This is a genomic window from Cupriavidus necator A5-1 (assembly GCF_000744095.1).
GTDB classification, from domain to species: Bacteria; Pseudomonadota; Gammaproteobacteria; order Burkholderiales; family Burkholderiaceae; genus Cupriavidus; species Cupriavidus necator_A.
On record NZ_JQLI01000008.1, the window covers coordinates 4,210,035 to 4,226,072 of the forward strand.

Sequence of the window (16,038 nt, forward strand, 5' to 3'; positions counted from 1 at the left end):
CTTACTGGCACGCTTCGCACTCTTCGAAGCCGGGGTCGCCCGGACGCATCGTGCAAACCGCGCCTTCGGCTTCCGGCATCGCCGGGGCCGTTGCGGCAGCTGCGTCCAGTGCCGAGCCACTGTCGCTGCCCGACGACACCGCATTCAGCGAACCGCGCGACACGGTCGACTTCTCCACGTGCGTAGCAGCCATCGTGCGCAGGTAGTACGTGGTCTTCAGGCCGCGCACCCATGCCAGCTTGTAGGTGTCGTCCAGCTTCTTACCCGACGCACCAGCCATGTAGATGTTCAGCGACTGCGCCTGATCAATCCACTTCTGACGACGGCTAGCAGCCTCCACCAGCCACGTCGGCTCGACTTCAAACGCCGTGGCGTAGATGTCGCGCAAGTCTTGCGGAATACGGTCGATGCGCGACAGCGAGCCGTCGAAGTACTTCAGGTCGGCAACCATCACCTCGTCCCACAGGCCGCGTTCCTTCAGGTCGCGCACCAGGTAGTCGTTGACCACGGTGAACTCGCCCGACAGGTTGGACTTGACATACAGGTTCTGGAAGGTCGGCTCGATGCAAGCGGACACGCCAATGATGTTCGAAATGGTCGCGGTCGGGGCGATCGCGATGCAGTTCGAGTTGCGCATGCCGTACTGCTTGATGCGGGCGCGCAGCGCGTCCCAGTCCATGGTGCTCGACAGGTCCACTTCCAGGTAGCCGCCGCGCTCTTCGGCCAGCAGCTTGAGCGAGTCTTGCGGCAGGATGCCACGGTCCCACAGCGAGCCTTCGTAGGTACTGTAGCGGCCGCGCTCTTCAGCCAGCTCGGTCGAAGCCTGGTAGGCGTAGTAGCACACCGCTTCCATCGAGGTGTCGGCGAACTGCACCGCGGCCTTGCTGGCATACGGCGTGCGCAGCACGTGCAGGCAGTCCTGGAAGCCCATGATGCCCATGCCGACCGGACGGTGGCGCAGGTTGGAATTGCGCGCCTTGTCCACCGCGTAGTAGTTGATGTCGATCACGTTGTCGAGCATGCGCATCGCGGTGCGGACGGTCTTCTGCAGCTTGGCGTGGTCCAGCGCGTAGGTGCCGTCGGCCTGCTTGGCCAGGTGGGCGACCAGGTTGACCGAGCCCAGGTTGCAGACGGCGATCTCACTCTCGTTGGTGTTGAGCGTGATTTCCGTGCACAGGTTGGAGCTGTGGACGACGCCGACGTGCTGCTGCGGGCTGCGGATGTTGCAGGGATCCTTGAAGGTGATCCACGGGTGGCCGGTCTCGAACAGCATGCCCAGCATCTTGCGCCACAGTTGCAGCGCCGGCAGCTTCTTGAACAGCTTCAGTTCGCCGCTGGCGGCCTTGGCTTCATAGCCCAGGTAGGCCTTCTCGAATTCCTTGCCGACCTTGTCGTGCAGGTCCGGGCAGGTGGCGGGCGAGAACAGCGTCCATTCGCCGCCTTCCATCACGCGCTTCATGAACAGGTCCGGGATCCAGTTGGCCGTGTTCATGTCGTGGGTGCGGCGGCGGTCGTCGCCGGTGTTCTTGCGCAGCTCCAGGAATTCTTCGATGTCCAGGTGCCACGTTTCCAGGTAGGCGCAGACGGCGCCCTTGCGCTTGCCGCCCTGGTTCACGGCCACGGCGGTGTCGTTCACCACCTTCAGGAACGGCACCACGCCCTGCGACTTGCCGTTGGTGCCCTTGATGTGCGAGCCCAGTGCGCGAACATTGGTCCAGTCATTGCCCAGGCCGCCGGCGAACTTGGACAGCAGCGCGTTTTCCTTCAGCGCTTCGTAGATGCCTTCCAGGTCGTCCGAGACGGTGGTCAGGTAGCACGACGACAGCTGCGAGCGGCGGGTGCCCGAGTTGAACAAGGTCGGCGTGGACGACATGAAGTCGAACGACGACAGCAGCTCGTAGAACTCGATGGCGCGGCCTTCGCGGTCCTTCTCGTTCAGCGCCAGGCCCATGGCCACGCGCATGAAGAAGGCCTGTGGCATTTCGATGCGGGTTTCATCGATATGCAGGAAGTAGCGGTCGTACAGGGTCTGCAGGCCCAGGTAGTTGAACTGGAAGTCGCGCTGGGCGTCCAGCGCGGCGCCCATGCGGGCCAGGTCGTAGGTGGCCAGCTTTTCGTCCAGCAGCTCGGCTTCGATGCCGCGGGCGATGAACTTGGGGAAGTACTCGGCGTAACGGGCCGACATCTCCGACTGGGTCACTTCGGCGCCCAGGATTTCCTTGCGGATGGTATGCAGCAGGATACGGGCGGTGACCTGGCTGTAGGCCGGGTCCTTTTCGATCAGGGTACGCGCGGCCAGGATGGCGGAATCATACACCTGCGTCATCGGCACGCCGTCGTACAGGTTCTTCAGGGTTTCCTTCAGGATCGGCTCGGCGCTGACGGCATCGCCAAGGCCGGAGCAGGCGTTGTCGATCAGGGCATGCAGCGCAGCGATGTCCAGCACGTGCGTCATGCCACCGTCGGTCACATTGACCGAGAAGCCGCCTTCCTGCACGCGGGCCACGGCCTGGGCGCTGGCCTGGGCGCGCTCGTCCTTGCGCTTTTCGCGGTAGAGCACGTAGGCGCGGGCCACTTCATGCTCGCCCGAGCGCATCAGCGCCAGTTCCACGTGGTCTTGCACGTCTTCAATATGGAAGGTGCCGCCGTTGGGGCGGCTGCGCAGCAGTGCGCGGACCACGTTCTGGGTCAGTTGCTCGACCACTTCGCGCACGCGCGCGGAAGCGGCACCCTGCCCGCCGTTCACGGCGAGGAAGGCCTTGGTCATGGCCACGTTGATCTTGGACGGCTCGAAAGCCACTACGGCGCCGTTGCGACGAATGATCTTGTGATCCGGGTAGTTCGTATTGGCGGCGTTGGCGGGGGTCTGCTGCGCGGTCGGTGCGATACCTGCAGCGCCACTCGCGCCCGTGGTGATTTCGTTCTGGGCCGTTTGCATGAGAACTCCTGTTTTTACCCTGGAAATAAGAGACAAAAGAGTCCCTGGCGAAATGCGGCGGAAAGAACATCCGCCCGGCCTGGACCGGGCATGGACAAACTGCCTCTGCGTGAACATTTCGCCAGGGACTCTTGTGATGCGCTGGCCCCGCGGTGGCGGCAAGACGGTGTCGCAGACTGCGCGACGGCCACCTCACACCTGGGCCGGCTCCCCGGTTTGACTACTAGATATAGTGGGTACTACTGAAAACTGGGCTAAGTATAGTGAAACGAATCCGAATGACCAGTCTTGACAAGCGCTTTTTCGGGATCGATGCGACGGATGCGGCGGCGCCACATGCCCGCGAGGCTAATACTCGCAAGGGTTTCGGCCAAACCGTTCGCAACCGCACATTTTTGAAAAATTTTTTTGATTGTTGCGACGGTGCGATAGCCCCTCGCCGGCATGGGGCATGTGCGCCAGGACGGGGCGCGCTGGCGTGGTAGTAGACGTTACGAATCAGTCACCCGGATCGGTCGCCGGGCCGCAACGATACGGCAGCATACCCGACGGCAATGACGCTTCTGTGGCAAAGCGCGCCCAGTCGAAATGCGGGCCGGGATCGGTCTTACGCCCCGGGGCGATGTCGCTGTGGCCGGCAATCGCCCGCACCGGGTAGGTGGCGAGCAGCGCCGGCACCAGCGCGGTCACGGTGTCGTACTGGGCCGGCGTGAACGGCAGGTCGTCGCAACCTTCGATCTCGATGCCGATGGAAAAGTCATTGCAGCGCGCCCGGCCAAAAAAGTCCGATTGCCCCGCATGCCAGGCCCGCAGCGTACACGGCACGAACTGCACCAGCTCGCCCTGGCGGGTGATCAGGAAGTGAGCGGACACCTGCACCTGATGGATGGTGGCGAAGAACGGGTGCTTGTCCGGGTCGAGCCGGTTCTGGAAGAAGGCTTCGATGTCGCCGCTGCCGAACTGGCCCGGCGGCAGGCTGATGTTGTGCAGCACCACCAGGTCGACCGGGATGCCGGCCGGGCGCTCGTCAAAATTGGGAGACGGCACGCGGCGCGCGGCGGGGACCCAGCCGTCGGCGTCGGGCAGGTAGTGGCGGCTGCGTTCTGGCAATGCGGGCAGCGCGGGCGTGGGGGGCGTGGTCATGACGTGCCCTCGGCCGCGTTCTCGCCCGCACCCTCGGCGGCGCCGCGGTCAGCGGCGTCCATGGCCTCGCGGATGCCCAGCTGCTGGATGCGGTAGCGCAGCTGGCGCAGGTTCAGGCCCAGCAGCGGCGCCGCCGCGGTGCGGTTGAAGTTGGTTTGTGCCAGCGCCTGCAGGATCAGCTCGCGCTCCACGGCTTCGAGCCGCGCCGGCAGGTCGATCGGGAAGACGATGCCGCGACAGGCGCGATCCACCGGATCGCCGTCGGTTTCGGGTTCCGGAGCGGCGGCGGCCGAGGCAGGCGGTGCGGGCTCCGGTGCCGGGGCGGGGGCCGGCGACGGGACCGCCGTAGGCGGCACGGGCGGCCACATGCCCCCCGCGGCCCAAGGAGCGTAGTGGGCCGCCGGCGCCATGGCGGGCGCCGGCGCGTGCATCAGCCCGGCGCGCTCGGCGCCGGCTTCCAGCGGGCCCAGGTCGGCGACCTCGATCTGCTCGCTCTCGGCAAAGGCATAGGCGCGCTCGAGCAGGTTCTCCAGCTCGCGCACGTTGCCGGGGAAGCGGTAGGCGGCCAGCCGGTCCAGCGCCGCCGGCGACAGCCGCTTGGGGCGCGGGTCCCCGTAGCGCACCGCCAGGTGGTCCAGGATGGCGCGCGCCAGCACCGGGATGTCCTCGCTGCGCTCGCGCAGCGTGGGCATGCGCAGTTCCAGCACGTTGAGGCGGTAATACAAGTCCTGCCGGAACTGGCCGGCCGCGACCATCGCCGCCAGGTCCTTGTGGCTGGCGCACATCACGCGCACGTCGACGGCGTCTTCGCGGCTGGCGCCGATCTTGCGCACGCGCCGCTCCTGCAGCGCGCGCAGCAGCTTGACCTGCATCGGCAGCGGCAGGTCGGCCACTTCGTCGAGCATCAGCGTGCCGCCGTTGGCAGCCTGGAAGAAACCGCCGCGCTCGCCGTCGGCGCCGGTGAACGCTCCTTTGACGTAGCCGAAGAACTCGGACTCCATCAGGTTCTCGGGGATGGCGCCGCAGTTGACCGCGACAAAGGGGTGCGCGGCGCGGGCGCTGGTCGCATGGATGGCGCGCGCGGCGCGCTCCTTGCCACTGCCGGATTCGCCGCTGATCACCACCGGCGCCATGCTGCGCGCCAGCCGCGACAGCGAGCGGCGCACCTCCTGCATGGCGGCGGAGTGGCCGGGCAGCAAGGCGGCGGCGCGATCGGCGGCGGGGTCGGCCGCGGCGGCATCGCTGTCACGCTGCTGGCGGCCGAGCGCGTTGAGCACCAGGCTGCGCAGCTGTTCCAGCGATACCGGCTTGGCGATGTAGTCGAAGGCGCCGGCCTTGAGCGCCTCCACCGCGTTGTCGGCGCTGCCGTAGGCGGTGATGACCGCGACCGGCACGCGCTCGGGCGCGGCGGAAAGCTGCCGCACGATCTCGATGCCGAGTCCGTCGCCCAGCCGCATGTCGGTCAGCACCAGGCTGTAGCGGCGCTGCGCCAGCTTCTCGCGCGCCTCGGCCAGCGAGCCGGCCAGCACCACGTCATGCCCCATGCGGCGGATCGAGATATCCAGCAGCTCGCGCAGGTCGGCCTCGTCGTCGATGACGAGGATAGGATCGGGCGCGCTGGACATTCGGGGTGGCATGGGAAAGGAATCGGGGTGGATCGGAGGTGGGTCAGGTTGAGCCGGCTCAGGCCGCGGCCGCGTCCGCGGTCTCGATGCGCAGCGTCAGCACGAAGGCCTTGGCCGGCAGTGTATCGCGCGCGGCCGGGGCCAGCACGCCGGTACGCTCGATCAGCGCCGGCAGCGACACGGCGCCGTAGCGCACCTGCGCGTCGTTGGCGCCGCACAGCTCGCGCGCCATGAACAGGCCCAGCCCGGTGCCCTGCGCGTTGCTGGTGAAGAACGGCTCGAACAGGCTGCGCTGGTGGTCGCGCGAGACCTCGGCGCCGTCGTTCCAGACGATCAGCTCGGCATGGTGCTGGTCCAGCGCGTGCGCCAGCAGCCGGATCGAGCCCGGCAGGCGGCTGCAGTAGCGCCAGGCGTTGTCGAGCAGGTTGCCAAGGACCTGCTGCAGTTGCGAGGCGTCGAACACCACCGGCTGCGCCACGTCCACCGTCAGCCGGATGGCGTTGGCGTTGATGTCGGCGCGGCCCGCCTGGCGGGTCTCGCCGGCGTGCGGGCGGCGCGAGCGCATTTCCAGCCGCCAGCGCTCGACGATCTCCGGCAGCGCCTGCGCCAGGTGCACGGTGCTGCGGCCGGTGCGCGGGCGGCGCGACATCTGCAGCACGTCGGACACCACCTGGTCGAGCCGGCGCACGTTGTCGTTGATGATGCGCAGCAGGCGGGCGTCGATGTCGACGTCGGCGCCGCCGCTGTCTGGCACGCCGGGCTCGCGCCTGCCCGAATCGGCCAACAGCTCACTGGCCTGGCTGATCGCCGCCAGCGGGTTGCGGATCTGGTGCGCGATGCTGGCCACCAGCCGGCCCATCGCGGCCAGCTTTTCCTGCTGCACCTGTTCGGCGATGCGTTCCCAGCTTTCGATATGGACCAGCACGGTGTCGCGCATCTCGCTGCGCAGCAGCGCCTCGTCTTCCTGCGACCAGGCCATGGCCTCGTTCTGGGCGATGGCCAGGCGCAGGCGTGCGGCGGCTTCGGGCGAGAGTTCGTTCCAGGCGGCGGTATCGAGGGCGGTCGGGACGGTGCGGCCGTGCGCGAGCGTCGAGCGCAGCCCGGCCAGCCCCGGCAGCACGAAGCGCAGCCGCAGCCGCGTGTGCTGCATGGTGCCGTCGGCCAGCGCGGTGCCGGACGCCATCGGCAGTAGCTGCAGGATGCGCGGCACATCGTCCTTGCTGCGCAGCCAGTCGCGCAGCATCTCCATCAGCGGCTGCAGGCGCGGGATGCGGCGCAGGTCGAACAAGACGGCGTCGCCACCGCTGGCGCCCTGCCCTGCAGCGCCACCGAGCCGGCGCGAATAGATCCGTTCATGCGGCTGCACGCCCAGCAGCACCACCGCCGCCGGGTTGGCCGCCACCACCGCCCCGTTGGCGCGCACCAGCATCACGCCGTCCTGCATGTCGTTGACCATCAGCCGGTTGACCAGCTGCTGCAACCGCAGCTCCTGCTCGCGCGCCAGCGCCAGCCGTTCCTGCGCGATCTGGCGGTTGGCCAGCATATACATCAGCAGCGCGGCGATCATGAACACCAGGCCGAACAGACCCGAGCCCAGCAGCCCGGCATCGGCCTGGCGCAGCAGGATGGTGTGGGTGAACGGCCCGCTCATCACCACCAGCGCGGAGATCGCCGCGGCGAACAGCGCGAACAGCAGGCTGGTCAGGGCCCCGGCTTCCAGCGCCGGCAGCAGGAAGATCATGGCCAGGCCGTCGGCCTGCGCGTGGGTGCCGTGCCGCGCCAGCACGTGGTAGACCAGAGCCAGCAGCGCCAGGTCGGCCAGCACCTGCACGCGCACGCGCAGATGGAAGTGCCGGCGCCACAGCGTGCCGGCCAGCATCGCCAGCGCGATCACCAGGTAGGGCAACGCGACCGTCATGGCCGCCGCATGCTCGACCGCGCCCAGCGCAAACGGCAAGGCTGCGGCGACGGCCGGGGGCTCGCCGCGCTGCATCAGCGCGTAGCCGACCAGCAGCAGGCCCACGGCCACACGGGTCCAGCAGAAATAGCGCAGCAGGCGCCAGTGGAAATCGGGCGGTTCGTCCTGGCGCCACAGCTGCGCCAGGCCGCGCCAGGCGTTCAGCCGCTGCCAGCCTGACAGCGCCGGTTCGGTCATGCGCCGGGACCGCCGGTGGTGCCGGTGCTGGCTTCGTCAGGGAGATGGCTGCGGCGGCAGTAGTGCAGGCCGCGCCAGGCAATGGCCTCGCCTTGCGGCAGGTGTACACCGCAGTGCGCGCACTGGACCATCGGCTCGGCCGCGGCAGGGGCGGCGGCCTCGGCGGCGGCGCGTTGACTGGCTTCGCGCGCGCGCTGCTGCGCGCGCTGTTGGGCCAGCCGGGCCTCGGCGCGGACGCGCAGCCACCAGAACACACCCAGCACCACGGCCAGCAGGATCAGGATACGTGCCATGGCAGTTCAGATGCGGTGCAGCACGACTTCGATCACGAAGCGGCTGCCGACATAGGCCAGCAGCAGGATGCCGAACGAGGCGATGACCCAGCGCAGCGCCACCTTGCCGCGCCAGCCGCGGAAGATGCGTCCGGCCAGGATGCCGCCGAACATGGCCCACGAGATCAGCGCAAACACGGTCTTGTGGTCGAGCCGGAAGGCGCGGCCAAACAGTTCCTCGGAGAACAGCAGCCCCGAGGCAATGGTCAGCGTCAGCAGCACGAAGCCGGCGCCGATCAGCCGGAACAGCAGCTTCTCCAGCGTCAGCAGCGGCGGCAGCAGGTCCAGCCAGCGCCCCAGCCACTGGCTGGGCTGCGGCTCGCTCGGCCGCGCCGGCACGTGGCGGAAGCCGTGCAGGCGCCGTTCGGCCAGCAGCATCAGGAAGGCGTGGAAGGCCGCCAGCGTGAACAGCCCGTAGGCCACGTTGGCGATGATGAAGTGCAGCTTGAACAGCGGCTGCGCCGCGTAGCCCAGGATCTGCGAGCCGGGAAAGGCCAGCGGCAACAGGCTGGCGACCAGCGCCACCGGAATCACGATCAGCCCCAGACCCGCCAGTGAGAAGAAGAAGCTCTCGATCCAGTAGATGCCCACGCCCAGCCACAGCATGGCCGACAGCGCGAAGGCAAAGCCAAACACCATGCGCTCAGCCGGGAAGATGGTTTCATGCAGCAGCATGCCGTGGCTGGCCAGCGCCGCCAGCATCAGCACGTGCCACCAGGCCGGGCGCGCTTCGCCGTGCGCGCCGCCCGCCGGGGGGATTCCGCCGCCCGGGCCGCCGGGGCCGGAAGCAACGAGCACAGCCGAGCCGCCGCCGCCTGCCTGGCCGGCCGCGGTCGCGACCGGATGGCGCGTGGCCCAGCCGTGCCAGGCCAGGCCGCAATAGAGAAGTGCCGTGAGGGCATACAGTACAATGACCATTTACGCAGTTTACCTTAGTGCCCACGGACGGTGGCGGCCGGTTGATCCGGTGCTCCAGGCCCCCGCGTGAGCCGGTCCTGCCCCGATTTTTCTCCGAGCCCTGCTCCGACCTCTCCCCCAATTCCTGCCATGCTGGACAATCTCACTCAACGCCTGGCGCGTGTGGTCAAGACCATGCGCGGCGAGGCGCGCCTGACCGAGGCCAACACCGCCGAGATGCTGCGCGAAGTGCGCCTTGCCATGCTCGAAGCCGACGTGGCGCTGCCGGTCGTGCGCGAATTCGTCGCCCGCGTCAAGGAAAAGGCATTGGGCGAGGAGGTCGTCACCAGCCTCACCCCGGGCCAGGCCCTGGTCGGCGTGGTGCAGCGCGAGCTGACTGCCGTGATCGGCGGCGCGGAAGCCGCCGGCGGCAACAACAAGGAAGCCGAGCTGAACCTTGCCGTGCAGCCGCCCGCCATCATCCTGATGGCCGGCCTGCAGGGTGCCGGTAAAACCACAACCGTGGGCAAGCTGGCCAAGTGGCTCAAGGAAAACAAGAAGAAGAAGGTGCTGACGGTCTCGTGCGACGTCTACCGCCCCGCCGCTATCGCCCAGCTCAAGACCGTTTCCGAGCAAGTCGGCGCTGACTTCTTCCCGTCGCAGCCCGACCAGAAGCCGGTCGACATCGCCCGCGCGGCGGTGGACTGGGCACGCAAGCACTACCACGACGTGCTGATCGTCGACACGGCCGGCCGGCTGGGTATCGACGAGTTGATGATGCAGGAAATCGCCGCCCTGCACGCCGAGCTGAAGCCCGCCGAAACGCTGTTCGTGGTCGACGCCATGCTCGGCCAGGACGCGGTCAATACCGCCAAGGCCTTCAACGACACCCTGCCGCTGACCGGCGTGGTGCTGACCAAGCTGGACGGCGATGCCCGCGGTGGCGCGGCGCTGTCGGTGCGCCACATTACCGGCCGCCCGATCAAGTTCGTCGGCGTCGGCGAAAAGCTCGACGGCCTCGAGCCCTTCTACCCCGATCGCATGGCCCAGCGCATCCTGGGCATGGGCGACATCCTCGCGCTGGTCGAGGAAGCCCAGCGCGGCGTGGACATGGAAGCGGCCGAGAAGCTGGCCAAGAAGATCAAGAAGACCGGCGACTTCGACCTGGAAGACTTCAAGGCGCAGATCGGCCAGATGAAGAAGATGGGCGGCATGGCCAGCCTGGTCGACAAGCTGCCGGCGCAGTTCGCCCAGCAGGCGCAGGGCGCCAATATGGATCAGGCGGAAAAGCAGGTGGCCCGCATGGAAGGCATCATCAACAGCATGACGCCGACCGAGCGCGCCAAGCCCGAGCTGATCAAGGCCAGCCGCAAGCGCCGCATCGCCGCGGGCGCCGGCGTGCCGGTGCAGGAAGTGAACCGCCTGCTCAACCAGTTCGACCAGATGCAATCCATGATGAAGAAGCTCAAGGGCGGCGGCATGATGAAGATGATGCGCCAGATGGGCGCGATGAAGGGCGGCATGAAGGGCCTCTTCAACCGCTAGGTACCGGTAAGATCGGCACGCGATCCGCCTCCCCCGCAAAAGACCAGGAAAGACATCATGATGAGCGCCGTACAGGCCCGCGAGCTGTGGGCCAACTCCGAAGAAATCGTCTCCGCCGAGGAAGTCCAGGCTGCGCTGGACCGCATGGCGGCCGAGATCACCGTCAAGATGGGCGATGCCTTCCCGCTGGTGCTGTCAGTGATGGGCGGCGCGGTGGTCTTCACCGGCATGCTGCTGCCCAAGCTGGCCTTCCCGCTGGAGTTCGACTACATCCATCTCTCGCGCTACAACAACAAGACCGTGGGCGGCGAGATGCAGTGGCGCGTGGCCCCGCGCGAATCGGTCAAGGACCGCGTGGTGCTGGTGCTGGACGACATCCTGGATGAAGGCGAGACCATGGCCGCGATCCGCGAGCGCATCCTGGACATGGGTGCCAAGGAATTCCACGCTGCGGTGCTGTGCGAGAAGACGCTGACCAAGATCAAGCCCATGCACCCGGACTTCTGCGGCTTTACGGTGCCAGACCGCTATGTGTTTGGGTGCGGCATGGATGCCAAGGGGTACTGGCGCAATCTGGGGGCGATCCGCGCGCTGGTCTGATCAGGTGAATACAGGCACCCGCCCGGGTGCCTGCCCCGGCGCCCGCTTCAGGCGTCCAGGATCGGCCACAACGAGGCCAGCAACAGCACGGCCATGCCGATATTGAAGGCGCGCAGCACCCGCGGGCGCGCCAGCCAGCGCCGCAGCGCCGAGCCGCACAGCGCCCACATCGCCACGCTCGGCAGGTTGACCACGCCGAAGATTCCCGCCAGCATCAAGACGTTGAGCCACAGGTTGCCGTGCAGCACGTAGGTGCTGCACGCGCCCACCGCCATCACCCACGCCTTGGGATTGACCCACTGGAACGCCGCGGCGGCCAGGAAGCCCATCGGCTGACCGACTTTCTGGTCCTGCACGCCGCCGGAGGTGGCGAGCTTCCACGCCAGCCACACCAGGTAGACCGTCGCCACCACGCGCAGCACCTGCCAGGTCCACGGAAAGGCGTGGAACAGCGATCCCAGCCCCAGCCCGACCAGCGACACCATCAGCGCAAAGCCGATGCTGATGCCAAGCACATGCGGCACGGTGCGCGCGAAACCGAAGTTCACGCCCGAGGCGAGGACCATGGTGTTGTTGGGACCGGGGGTGATCGACGACACCAGCGCAAAGCCGGCAAACGCGGCAAAGACACCGGTGCCGGCGGCGAGTTGGGACACTTCCATGACTGACTCCAGGGCATTCAGGGAATCAGTCTACGGTCAGCGAACGGTACAGTACCGGTACACTTTGACGGAAATACGCCGATACAGGGACGCCGCCGGCCGCCGGTCAGTTTGCTTCCGACTTATGGACAAAGATCCACTCCTGGTAGGGCATCGGGCAGCGGCAGCGCGTCGAAATGCCAGTTGCCTTCCAGCTGATGCGGCGCCAGCGGCGTCAGCCCCAGCAGCGCAGCCACGCGCGGCAGGTGCTGCGGCGACTCGGCCAGCAGTTCGTCGAGGTAGGCCGACAGGGGCTGCTGGCGCAGGCGCGCCGCATCGCGCCAGGTGTCTTCAAGGGCCTGCATTGCTCTACTCCTGGATCGCTCCGGCCAGCTCGAAGATCGGCATGTAGAGCAGGAACACCGCGGTAGCGGCCTTGCGCGCCCTCAGGCAGGAAGCCGGGGAGACCGAAGACGACGCCCATCTGCTGGCGCGCATCGATGCGTTGCTGGCGCTGCTGGGCACCTGGCTCGACGGCTCGCAGCGGCTGGACGATGAGGCGCTGCGCCGGTTGCTACGTCATGGCACGGTGCAGGATCCGCCTTGAGTGGACCGGTGCCGGCAGATAACTCAGCTGACGCTCGCAGGCAGGCTCACGCCTCGCTGCGGTATGGTCGTTCGCGCAGCCATTTGGTGGCGATCCATTTCTCGCCCGATGCCACCGGCAGGCCGGCGTGCAGCGTGCGGTCGTCGAGCTTGCCGTCGGGCAGCAGGTAGCTGAAGTACACCGCATTGCCCTGGACCGGCGCCACCTCCAGGCCGACGCGCGGGAACGCGGTGGCGCCGCCCGCTTCGGGCGTGTTCAGGTAGATCACGAGCGTGGCGATGCGCTGGCCGCCCACGGACAGCTGACGCGCCTCGCCGGGGCGCTGCGGGTTGAAGTAATCGAAGTGCGGCTGGTACTCGCCGCCCGGCTTGTAGTTGAGGATCTGCAGCCCTTCGCCATGCTCCGCCGGCACGCCGGTGACCGCGGCGATGCGCGCCTCGATGCGCTCGATCAGCGCGTGCTCGCCCACCTGGAACATCGCGCCCATGCTGGTGCGCGCGTCGATCAGGTTTTCGTCGCCGGTATCCGGGTTGACCACCGGCGAGCGCGCCAGCCGGCCACGCGATAGCGCCACCAGCGCATCGCACTCCTCGTCGGTCAGCAGTTGCTGGAACAACCGGATGCGCGGCGATGCCAGCCGGAACAGGATCGGGATATCGCGGTCGCCGCCGTGCGCGACGTAGACCTGCGGCTCGGCCTTGGCCGCAGCGACGGGAGCCTTGCCGCGCGCCGCCGGCAGCGCAGGGGCGTCGGCTCCCGCGCCCTGGGCGAACGCCGCCGCCACGGCCTGGCGCGCAAAGGCATCGTCATAGCCCGAGCGCAGCATCGACAGCACCAGCGCCTCGGCGCCGAAGCCCTGGGCGATATGCCGGGCCAGCCATTGCTCGAGTTCGGGCGAGGATTCGGTATAGCCGGCCTTGCCGCCGGCAGCGGATGCTTCGCGGATCATGAGGGATTGGCGACGCGCCGGGGCGAGAAGGGATTGCTTTGGGGTGGCTCGGACACTGGCGCGCGCGGGCGCGACGGGGCGATCTCGGGATCGCCGGCGACGGTGACCGATGCTTCGGAATATTGCCAGCGCTTCCACGCCGCGAGCACCGCGTTGGGGTACTCCGGCCGGCCGCGGCTGCCGTTGTAGCGGCCCAGAGCCAGGTACAGGTCGCCCTGCTCGCGGTCCAGGTAGTAGCGCAGGATGGTGCAGCCGTAGCGCAGGTTGCTCTGCAGGTGGAACAGCTTGCGCGCGTCGTTGTCGCCGATGGCGCGCACCCAGAACGGCATCACCTGCATCAGCCCGCGCGCACCGGCGGAGCTGATCGCGTACTTGCGGAAATTGCTCTCGACCTGGACCAGGCCCAGCACCAGCGCGGGCTCCAGCCCGGCGCGCTTGGCCTCGTAGTAGGCGGTCTCGATCAGCTCGACGCGGACCTGCGGCTCGGGGATGCGCGAAGACAGGCGCGAGGACATTTCGCCCAGCCATTTCAGGTAGGCCAGGCGCTCGCCGCCCGAAGCAAAGACCGGCCGTGTGGGCCGGTCGTCGGCAATCGCGGCCGCCAGTGCGCCGCGCACGGAATCGGCCAGGTCTTCTTCCTTCTGCGCGCCGGCCTGGGCGGCCGTGGCGGCCAGCGCCAGCAGCAGCCCGCCGGCAAAGCGGCGGGCAACGGCCACGGCCTGGCGCCGCGCGGGGCGTCGGCCGGCGTCGGTCATCCCCGGTGCGGCGCGCATGGCGCTCAGTTCGCCAGCTGGTTGCGCACGTGGCCGACCACATCGGCCACGCTGACCGCGGTGGCCTGCGCGTCACGCCGGCCCTGGTACTCGACCTTGCCCTCCTTCAGACCGCGGTCGCCCACCACCACGCGGTTCGGCACGCCGATCAGCTCCCAGTCGGCGAACATCACGCCGGGGCGCTCGCCGCGGTCGTCGATGATGACGTCCACGCCGGCCGCCAGCAGCTCGGCATGGATGCGGTCGGCCTCGGCCTTGACGGCTTCGGAGCGGTCGTAGCCCACTGGGCAGATCACCACCGCGAACGGGGCGATCGCAGCCGGCCAGATGATGCCGCGCTCATCGAAGTTCTGCTCGATCGCGGCGCCCAGGATGCGGGTGATGCCGATGCCGTAGCAGCCCATCTGCATCGGCTGGGTCTTGCCGTTCTCGTCCAGGAAGGTGGCGTTCATCGATTCCGAGTAACGCGTACCCAGCATGAACACGTGGCCCACCTCGATACCGCGGCAGATTTCCAGCGTGCCCTGGCCCTCCGGCGAGGTGTCGCCGGCGACCACGTTGCGCAGGTCGGCCACGATCGGCTCGGGCAGGTCGCGGCCCCAGTTGACGCCGGTGTAGTGGTAGTCGCGGTAGTTGGCGCCGCAGACGAAGTCGCTCATGTTGGCGACGGTGCGGTCGGCCACCACCTTGACCGGTTTCTTGGCGCCGATCGGACCGAGGTAGCCCGGCGGCGAGCCGAAGGCGTCGACGATTTCGTTCTCGGTGGCGAAGCGAAAGTCGGCCAGGCCCGGTACCTTGGACGCCTTGACCTCGTTCAGCTCATGATCGGCGCGGATCAGCAGCAGCCAGATCTCGGCGCCGGCCTCGGTGTCCTTGGCCAGTACGATGGACTTGACGTTGCGTTCCAGCGGGATGCCCAGGAACTCTGCCACGTGCTCGCACTTGACCTTTTCCGGGGTGAAGGTCTTGACCAGGTCTTCCTTGGGCGCGGCGCGCTCGGCCAGCAGCGGCAGCGCCTCGGCGGCCTCCATGTTGGCGGCGTAGTCCGAGGTCGGGCAGTAGACGATGGCGTCTTCACCGGTCTCGGCGATCACATGGAACTCATGCGAGCCCGAGCCGCCGATGGCGCCGTTGTCGGCCGCCACCGCACGGAATTCCAGCCCGAAGCGGCGGAAGATGCGCACGTAGGCGTCGTACATGTTCTCGTACGACTTGCGCAGGCCGTCGGTGTCACGGTCGAAGGAATAGGCGTCCTTCATGGTGAACTCGCGCCCGCGCATGATGCCGAAGCGCGGCCGGCGCTCATCGCGGAACTTGGTCTGGATCTGGTAGAAATTGAGCGGCAGCTGCTTGTAGCTGCGGATCTCGCTGCGGGCGATATCGGTCACCACCTCTTCCGAGGTCGGTTGCACCGCGAAGTCGCGCTCATGGCGGTCCTTCAGGCGCAGCAGTTCGGGGCCCATCTTGTCCCAGCGGCCGGTTTCCTGCCACAGCTCGGCCGGCTGGATCACTGGCATGGACAATTCCACCGCGCCGGCGCGATTCATCTCCTCGCGCACGATGTTCTCGACCTTGCGGATCACGCGCAGCCCGATCGGCATGTAGCTGTAGATGCCGGCGCCCAGCTTCTTGATCATGCCGGCGCGCATCATCAGTTTGTGCGACACGATTTCCGCGTCGGCGGGCGCTTCCTTGAGGGTGGAAATGAAGAATTGCGAGGCTTTCATCCGTTGTTTCTCTCGAGGCCGTCGTCGAATCCCGGCAAAATCCGGGGGAGCTGCGGCACTGATTTGTCGCGCACGCGCCTGAAACTGCCCTTCTGCTCGGGGAAAA

14 protein-coding genes are annotated in these 16,038 nt (G+C 67.7%); 3 read left to right on the forward strand and 11 right to left on the reverse strand.

What is annotated here, in order from left to right:
- Nucleotide 1 precedes the first annotated feature (1 nt).
- From K307_RS43590 to K307_RS43615, 6 genes are all read right to left on the reverse strand, one after another.
- Nucleotides 2-2,938: a ribonucleoside-diphosphate reductase subunit alpha gene (locus K307_RS43590; protein ID WP_042887260.1), complete on the reverse strand. Its 2,937-nt coding sequence runs from the start codon at nt 2,936-2,938 to the stop codon at nt 2-4.
- A 498-nt stretch (nt 2,939-3,436) separates the two neighbouring features.
- The gene (ampD, locus tag K307_RS43595; RefSeq protein ID WP_051975434.1) at nt 3,437-4,081 is read right to left on the reverse strand and encodes a 1,6-anhydro-N-acetylmuramyl-L-alanine amidase AmpD; all 645 of its coding nucleotides are present in this window, start codon (nt 4,079-4,081) and stop codon (nt 3,437-3,439) included.
- Nucleotides 4,078-5,718, reverse strand: a complete 1,641-nt coding sequence (locus K307_RS43600) for a sigma-54-dependent transcriptional regulator (protein ID WP_155301383.1) — start codon at nt 5,716-5,718, stop codon at nt 4,078-4,080. The genes ampD and K307_RS43600 overlap by 4 nt, the downstream gene beginning before the upstream one ends.
- Nucleotides 5,719-5,764: 46 nt before the next feature.
- Nucleotides 5,765-7,861 carry a sensor histidine kinase gene (locus K307_RS43605; RefSeq protein WP_042887264.1) on the reverse strand — a complete coding sequence of 699 codons (2,097 nt, stop codon included), beginning with the start codon at nt 7,859-7,861 and terminating at the stop codon, nt 5,765-5,767.
- Entirely contained in the window at nt 7,858-8,154 is a 297-nt protein-coding gene (locus K307_RS43610; RefSeq protein ID WP_042887265.1) for a PP0621 family protein, read from the reverse strand. Before K307_RS43610 ends, K307_RS43605 begins: the two co-directional genes overlap by 4 nt.
- A gap of 6 nt (nt 8,155-8,160) precedes the next feature.
- Nucleotides 8,161-9,111 (reverse strand): cytochrome C assembly family protein, encoded by a 951-nt coding sequence (locus K307_RS43615; protein WP_042887266.1) that lies wholly within the window; start codon nt 9,109-9,111, stop codon nt 8,161-8,163.
- Nucleotides 9,112-9,240: 129 nt separating this feature from the next.
- On the opposite strand from K307_RS43615, the gene ffh reads away from it, so the two are divergent.
- Nucleotides 9,241-10,635 (forward strand): signal recognition particle protein, encoded by a 1,395-nt coding sequence (gene ffh / locus K307_RS43620; protein ID WP_042887267.1) that lies wholly within the window; start codon nt 9,241-9,243, stop codon nt 10,633-10,635.
- A 57-nt stretch (nt 10,636-10,692) separates the two neighbouring features.
- A complete protein-coding gene (locus K307_RS43625) occupies nt 10,693-11,235 on the forward strand; it encodes a hypoxanthine-guanine phosphoribosyltransferase (protein WP_042887269.1) in 543 nt (180 codons plus the stop codon).
- 47 nt (nt 11,236-11,282) lie between these two features.
- On the opposite strand, the gene K307_RS43630 is transcribed toward K307_RS43625, so the two are convergent.
- Together K307_RS43630 and K307_RS43635 are read right to left on the reverse strand one after the other, a co-directional pair.
- A complete protein-coding gene (locus K307_RS43630) occupies nt 11,283-11,897 on the reverse strand; it encodes a LysE family translocator (protein WP_042887270.1) in 615 nt (204 codons plus the stop codon).
- A gap of 122 nt (nt 11,898-12,019) precedes the next feature.
- Nucleotides 12,020-12,241: a hypothetical protein gene (locus tag K307_RS43635; protein ID WP_042887271.1), complete on the reverse strand. Its 222-nt coding sequence runs from the start codon at nt 12,239-12,241 to the stop codon at nt 12,020-12,022.
- 71 nt (nt 12,242-12,312) lie between these two features.
- On the opposite strand from K307_RS43635, the gene K307_RS48375 reads away from it, so the two are divergent.
- Nucleotides 12,313-12,483, forward strand: coding sequence for a hypothetical protein (locus K307_RS48375; RefSeq protein ID WP_155301384.1), 171 nt, complete (start codon nt 12,313-12,315; stop codon nt 12,481-12,483).
- A gap of 46 nt (nt 12,484-12,529) precedes the next feature.
- Here the strand turns inward: K307_RS48375 and K307_RS43640 are convergent, their stop codons facing one another.
- From K307_RS43640 to K307_RS43650, 3 genes are read right to left on the reverse strand one after another with little or no spacing between them, the layout of a single operon-like run.
- A complete protein-coding gene (locus K307_RS43640) occupies nt 12,530-13,432 on the reverse strand; it encodes a 2OG-Fe(II) oxygenase (protein ID WP_042887272.1) in 903 nt (300 codons plus the stop codon).
- Nucleotides 13,429-14,205: a lytic transglycosylase domain-containing protein gene (locus K307_RS43645; RefSeq protein WP_080745417.1), complete on the reverse strand. Its 777-nt coding sequence runs from the start codon at nt 14,203-14,205 to the stop codon at nt 13,429-13,431. The genes K307_RS43640 and K307_RS43645 overlap by 4 nt, the downstream gene beginning before the upstream one ends.
- Nucleotides 14,206-14,210: 5 nt before the next feature.
- Nucleotides 14,211-15,932, reverse strand: a complete 1,722-nt coding sequence (locus tag K307_RS43650; protein ID WP_042887274.1) for a proline--tRNA ligase — start codon at nt 15,930-15,932, stop codon at nt 14,211-14,213.
- Between the last annotated feature and the right edge of the window lie 106 nt (nt 15,933-16,038).

What these genes read in the sequence shown, in the direction of transcription:
- K307_RS43590 (WP_042887260.1), bottom strand. Translation starts at nt 2,938, where the DNA reads ATGCAAACGGCCCAGAACGAAATCACCACGGGCGCGAGTGGCGCTGCA.
- ampD (WP_051975434.1), bottom strand. Translation starts at nt 4,081, where the DNA reads ATGACCACGCCCCCCACGCCCGCGCTGCCCGCATTGCCAGAACGCAGC.
- K307_RS43600 (WP_155301383.1), bottom strand. Translation starts at nt 5,718, where the DNA reads ATGCCACCCCGAATGTCCAGCGCGCCCGATCCTATCCTCGTCATCGAC.
- K307_RS43605 (WP_042887264.1), bottom strand. Translation starts at nt 7,861, where the DNA reads ATGACCGAACCGGCGCTGTCAGGCTGGCAGCGGCTGAACGCCTGGCGC.
- K307_RS43610 (WP_042887265.1), bottom strand. Translation starts at nt 8,154, where the DNA reads ATGGCACGTATCCTGATCCTGCTGGCCGTGGTGCTGGGTGTGTTCTGG.
- K307_RS43615 (WP_042887266.1), bottom strand. Translation starts at nt 9,111, where the DNA reads ATGGTCATTGTACTGTATGCCCTCACGGCACTTCTCTATTGCGGCCTG.
- ffh (WP_042887267.1), top strand. Translation starts at nt 9,241, where the DNA reads ATGCTGGACAATCTCACTCAACGCCTGGCGCGTGTGGTCAAGACCATG.
- K307_RS43625 (WP_042887269.1), top strand. Translation starts at nt 10,693, where the DNA reads ATGATGAGCGCCGTACAGGCCCGCGAGCTGTGGGCCAACTCCGAAGAA.
- K307_RS43630 (WP_042887270.1), bottom strand. Translation starts at nt 11,897, where the DNA reads ATGGAAGTGTCCCAACTCGCCGCCGGCACCGGTGTCTTTGCCGCGTTT.
- K307_RS43635 (WP_042887271.1), bottom strand. Translation starts at nt 12,241, where the DNA reads ATGCAGGCCCTTGAAGACACCTGGCGCGATGCGGCGCGCCTGCGCCAG.
- K307_RS43640 (WP_042887272.1), bottom strand. Translation starts at nt 13,432, where the DNA reads ATGATCCGCGAAGCATCCGCTGCCGGCGGCAAGGCCGGCTATACCGAA.
- K307_RS43645 (WP_080745417.1), bottom strand. Translation starts at nt 14,205, where the DNA reads ATGCGCGCCGCACCGGGGATGACCGACGCCGGCCGACGCCCCGCGCGG.
- K307_RS43650 (WP_042887274.1), bottom strand. Translation starts at nt 15,932, where the DNA reads ATGAAAGCCTCGCAATTCTTCATTTCCACCCTCAAGGAAGCGCCCGCC.